Source organism: Parafrankia soli (genome assembly GCF_001854695.1).
Taxonomy (GTDB): Bacteria; Actinomycetota; Actinomycetes; order Frankiales; family Frankiaceae; genus Parafrankia; species Parafrankia soli.
The window spans coordinates 1-5,270 of sequence record NZ_MAXA01000067.1; the positions used below are offsets into that span (position 1 = coordinate 1).

At 65.1% G+C, this 5,270-nt stretch carries 3 protein-coding genes and 1 pseudogene; 1 reads left to right on the forward strand and 3 read right to left on the reverse strand.

Features of this window, described 5'->3' with window-relative positions; translation table 11 throughout:
• Window positions 1-344: 344 nt before the first annotated feature.
• From BBK14_RS07700 to BBK14_RS07710, 3 genes are all read right to left on the reverse strand, one after another.
• Window positions 345-1,274: a hypothetical protein gene (locus tag BBK14_RS07700; RefSeq protein WP_131802190.1), complete on the reverse strand. Its 930-nt coding sequence runs from the start codon at window positions 1,272-1,274 to the stop codon at window positions 345-347.
• A 364-nt stretch (window positions 1,275-1,638) separates the two neighbouring features.
• Entirely contained in the window at window positions 1,639-3,669 is a 2,031-nt protein-coding gene (locus BBK14_RS07705; protein WP_071060546.1) for a GAF domain-containing protein, read from the reverse strand.
• A 172-nt stretch (window positions 3,670-3,841) separates the two neighbouring features.
• Window positions 3,842-4,732 carry a DUF5995 family protein gene (locus BBK14_RS07710; RefSeq protein WP_071060548.1) on the reverse strand — a complete coding sequence of 297 codons (891 nt, stop codon included), beginning with the start codon at window positions 4,730-4,732 and terminating at the stop codon, window positions 3,842-3,844.
• Between the two features lie 460 nt (window positions 4,733-5,192).
• On the opposite strand from BBK14_RS07710, the pseudogene BBK14_RS39760 reads away from it, so the two are divergent.
• A pseudogene (locus BBK14_RS39760) lies at window positions 5,193-5,270 on the forward strand (IS6 family transposase); the annotation flags it as partial.

Sequence of the window (5,270 nt, forward strand, 5' to 3'; positions counted from 1 at the left end):
GACCCCAGCAGGACGGTGACGAGCCAGACCAGTCGGACCAGGCCGGGTAACTAAATCTGCGAGCAACTCGCCTCAAACAGCTTGACGGATTCCGAAGGCGGCGATGGCCTCAAGACCAGGGCGGTAGCCGTCGCTACTGTACCCCTCCGAACCGCCGTGCCGGCGGCAGTCACAAAGCACATGCGTGGCGAATATTCGGAATCAGATAAATCCGGCACGAATGACGAGAATTAAAAATAACGGCGACGTTTCTTTGCCGGTCCGCGGGGCCTCGTAGCCCGATCGGGCCACTGTGCATTTCCGGCAATCAAAGTCAGGCCTACACCAGAAATTTAATCATCTTGCTAGGCCATGTCTCGCGCGACACGGCCGACATAGAGATGGTCATCCAATCCGGTCCAGGCTACGTACTTGACGCCATCCAACCCGGTGATGGCAGGACGGTAGGAGGAAAGGTGGCCGGAAATGTTTTTGGCGATGACGGAGCCGTCATCCAGGTCTACGCGCAGGAGATTCAGGTTCTCATTCCCGCTTCCTCTGTACAGGAAAATCATCGTTGCAGCCTGAACGCGAATAGCTGGACCGCCGTCGCTGTACTCGGCGAACGTTCGCTTCGTCCCTCTGTCGAAATCCGTGCGGCGCTGGGGCGTTCCCCAGTCGAGGCCCTGGCAGTACATCAGGTTAAGCTCGTGGTCGCCTTCGCCCGTCCATCCGACATACATCCTGTTCGGCGCGGGCCGCCAGGACAGCGCCGGCTCGTACGGGGTGGTTTCCGTCGATATTGACTTCCGTGCGCTTGAAAATGTCCAGCCCGAGTCCTCCCAGGTCAGCGGTGCGCAGTTGATCTGAAGATTGTTCGAGCCAGTCCAGGCAACATTCACTTCCTTCACCCACAACTCCGCTGCCGGGCTGTGATCAGTCCACTCGAACGACACCAGTTCCCTGGTCTCGTTCAGGTTTCCGTTGAGCGTGGCACCGATTATACCGTTCAGCTCACCCTGCGGATTGTCGACAGCCCACACAAGCGCGCCCTCGCCCGCGACTTCGGACGGACAGAGCGCGGGGCCGCCGCCGGCACGGTTCGACAGTATCGCCTTCCGTTCTCCGTCGAAATACATTTGGCCATCAGGAAGCCTGACTATCGGCATGATGTTCACAAAGTGATTGTTCTCGCCGGTCCACCCTATATACAGCTCGCCGCCTATCGTGCTGAGGGTTGGGCCGCTGTCACTGGTGTCGTCGGCCCTCACGCTGTACTCAATAAACTCGGTCAACTGACTGCCTCCCGGCGAGACGGCGCCCGGCATAACCGCCCCATGGTCCGCGTTCCTTTGCGCCGACGTCTAACCTGCTTCGCCGGAATCGTCTATCGGCGGCCACTACGAGAAATGTGCCTTCCAGGCCAGCTTGGCAGGCGCGTTGCCACGCTGTCATCCGTGCTAGCACTGAGCTTGTGGGTCCCGCAGCATCGCCGTCCGCCGCAGCGGCCCCAGGCGCTCTCGAAATCCTCGATCGCAGAGGACGACTGAACGGTGCTGGTCAGGGAGCTACCGGGCTGGAAGATTCCTGGTGTCCGTCCGAAGAACGGGTCCCACCTCAAATGGTGCGTACCTGGATCGGATGGGTTTGTGTCGGGTTTTATGGGCCTGGTTGTGTGGGGTGTAGGTCGAAGATGGTGTGGCGGATGTCGTCGATGGTGTGGTCGAGGGCGTTGATGGTGCTGGTGAGGCGGGCTGCGGCGATGTCACCGGCGGCCCGGGTCAGGGATTGTAGGTGTAGGCCGATCGCGAAGAGGCGTTGGATGACCTGGTCGTGGAGGTCGCGGGCGATGCGGTCGCGGTCCTGGTAGACGGCGAGGCGGGCCCGGTCGTGTTGGGTCTGGACGAGTTCGACTGCGAGCGCGGCGTCGTGGGTGAACGCCTCGATCAGCTCGATGTCGTGGAGGGGGRGGTGTGCTGTGTCCGTGTGGTTTCCGAGGATGAGCACGGCCGATGATCGCTGCGTGATCCGTAGCGGGAGGATCAGTGCGGTGGCGATAGGCATGTCGGGCGCCGGGGAGATCCTGCTGCCACGCAGGTCGAGGCTGTCGAGGACGACGGTGCCACCGGCCGTGAGCTGCTCGGCCACCGGGGTCACGCCCTGTGCGAGGGTCAGCCCGAGCAGGGAATCGGGCGCAGCCGGCAGGCCGGGAGCGACGTCGGCTGTGGTTATCACCAGGTTGCCGTGCTCGTCGGGCACGGCAACCACCCCGATGTCGGTGCCCGCCATCGTTCTCGCCGTGGCTGCGACCAGGTCGAGGGCGTCGCGAGGCTCGGCGGCGGCGAGGACCTGGGTGATGGTGTGCGCGCTTGCGGCCAGCCATGCTCTGCCGTGTTCCGCCCGCCGGTAGAGTCTGCGCAGTTCGTGGTCGGTGCGGTCGCGTTCGAGGGCTGCGGTGAGGATATCGGCCACCGCCTGGACGAATTGGACCTCGTCGTCGGTAAAGCAACGTGGGGTCGTGCTGTGGGCGGCGAGGACACCGAACAGTAACCCTGCGCCGCCGACACGCGTGGCGAGCACGGTGGCGACATCCGGCGAGTCTGGCGGGGATCCGGCCAGAGAACGAGCCAGCTCGGTGACCGGGCTATCGATCACTACAGGCTGGTCGTCGGCCAGGACTCGGTCAAGTAGCGGGCTCGTGCCGACTGCGTCGCCGCCTCGCGGGTCGACGTGGATCAGCTCGCAGCCGGCAACGCTGAGTGTCGAGGCAACCATCGCGGCGGCCTCGCTTACCAGCGCGGCGGTGTCTGAGCTGGAGATGGCCCGGTGGCCGAGCCGGGCGAGGCCTGCCTGACGGTGTTCGGCGCGGCGTAGGTCGGTTATGTCGGCCAGGACGAGCGCGAGCATCTCCTCCCCGTCCCGCAGATAAGGGATCACCGACACCCGCAGCGACCGGCCGGGGCGGGGGTCGGCGATGTCGAGGTCGCTGACCTGGGCGTGGTTGGTGCGTTTCGCGACCGCAACCAGCCCCCACTCACCGCCCAGGGCGCGTTGCCCCGGGGCGGCCGGCGCCAACAGTTCCATCAGCTGGGCGAGGGGGTCACCGATGCGCTGGGGTGCTTCGGCCAGCCGATCAACGACCGGTGAGCCTCGCTGTAGCCGCAGATCAGCGTCATACACGACCACCCCCACGGGCAGCTCGCCGCCCGGTGCGTCCGAGGAGACGAGCTCGAGCAGAGCGGCGTGCTCACCGATCGTCTCGCTGCCACGACGGGAGTCAGTGACATCCAGAATCGTGCCGGTGTTACCGATCACCTCGCCGTCTCCGTCCCGGAGCACGTTCGCCCTGATCTGCACGCGACGGTAGCTGCCGTCACTGGTGCGGTACCGGGTTTCGTGATGGCAGTGGTTGGCGCCACCGGCGACCACGCCCATGAACAGGGTGACGGTGTACTCCAACTCGTCGGGATGGACGTAGTCCAGGAACCGGGCACCGAGACTGGGGCCGATCTCGAAGCCGGTCAGCCTCGTCCACGCCTGGTTCAGATACGTCCAGCGGCCTTCCGCGTCGGTCCGGAACACCACCTCGCTCAACGTATCGAGCAGCACGGCGGCCTCAACATCACCGACATGCTCGCCGGCCCGGCTCCCCGCGCCGACGTGCTGGGCATCACCTGATACTGATGTCATCGACGGCCCCCCTCCATCGCGACAGCGGATTCCCCCGCCGGGCGCCCGCCGCTGCTCGGGCAGCCACGAACGCCCCTGACGGCCGGCGTCGACCTCAGCCATCCGGCCGACCCGTCATAATCTGCTGTGGTCGGAACAGTACCCCGCGCCCGCGCTGCAGCCTTCCCGGGCGCTAGCCACGGGAGGCGCAGTACTCGTCGCGGTCCTGGCCAAGAGGAAGCAGACCGGGACGGGTGTAGAGGGTCCGCAGTGTCACGGCGGTCGTCGCGGCAGCCGCCTCGATCTCGTTCACGATCCGTCCCCGGGCTTCGACGGTCGGGGCGTTCACCAGGCGTTCGGCGTTACGCCAGGCGGACTCGCGCCATACGACCAGGATTTGCATCAGCGCCGTGTATGACAGGCCCAGCGGGGTCGCGATGTTGTCGATCGAGGGGTCGAGCCGATCCGCCGCCTCATACAGCAGCGGGTCGACCACCCGGTTGAGCATGACATTGATCTGGTCGTGGTCGGGCTTGCGGCTCTCCCCGTCCGCCGCGACCAGACCCAGCGACGCCAGCACCAGGGGGAGGTCGCGGTTGACGTGCGCGTTCATGCCGAGCAGCAGGTTGCCGGCCCCGGCGAGCCGGCGCTGCTTCGCCGCGTCGAACGCGATCTCCCAGGCGCGTGGCACCGCGGCGCTCTGYCCGGCCTGCCAGGTGTCGTAGGCGTGGAAGTAGTAGGCGGCGAACACGGCGTCCTCGGTGTTGACGTAGGAGATGTCGTCGAAGAACCCGGGTTCCGCGGCTACCCGCCGGTATTCCTCCGTCGTACGCAAATAGGTCAAAGCGAACACCGCGTTGTGGTCACAGCTCGCCACGAGATCGTCGTAGCGGGTCTGCATCTGGACGATGGTCGCGTCTACGCAGGCCGGATCTCCGGTGGCGCATTCCTCGGCGTCGGGAGGCGCGTAGGCGGTGGGAAGCGGCGGCAGTAGGCTCGTCCAGCCGATGAACAGTGGCTCCACGGCCCCGGCGGGAGTCGCGGACACCACCGCCACAGTCGCCGCGAGGATACCGGCAACCATCGTCACCACCATTCGGGAAACCAGACCCGCCCGAGCAAATAAAAGGATCATGGAGTGTGATCCTAGGTCAATGCGACCCAAGGAGAAGTGCGGGCCTCCTTCATTCATATAGATAGCGCAATACATTAGAACATAATCGTTGATGCGGGTACTTAAGTGCTGTAACCCGCTCTAACCCGGATCTTTCGTGCGCCCAGCAGACAGCGGGAGGTGACGCCGTGTGACCGGAGAAATGCGCCCGGCGGGAGTCCAGCTCGAGGAAGAACAGGACGTACAGCTTGCTCAGCAGGACGGTTGATGGTGAAGAAGTCACACGCGAGGATGCCGTGGGCTTGGGTGTGCAGGAACTGTCGCCAGGTGGGGCTGGTGTGTCGGGGTGCGGGATTGACCTGGGCGGCGCGCCGGTCTGTTGCGTAGGCGAGGTCTGGCGGTCTGCCGCCAGGCCAGTCATGATCGAATGGTGCATCGACGTGTTGCCCGTCCGCCGGTTCCGGTCTCGGAGTTCACCGGGTTCCGGTTCCCACCCGAGGTGATCGTG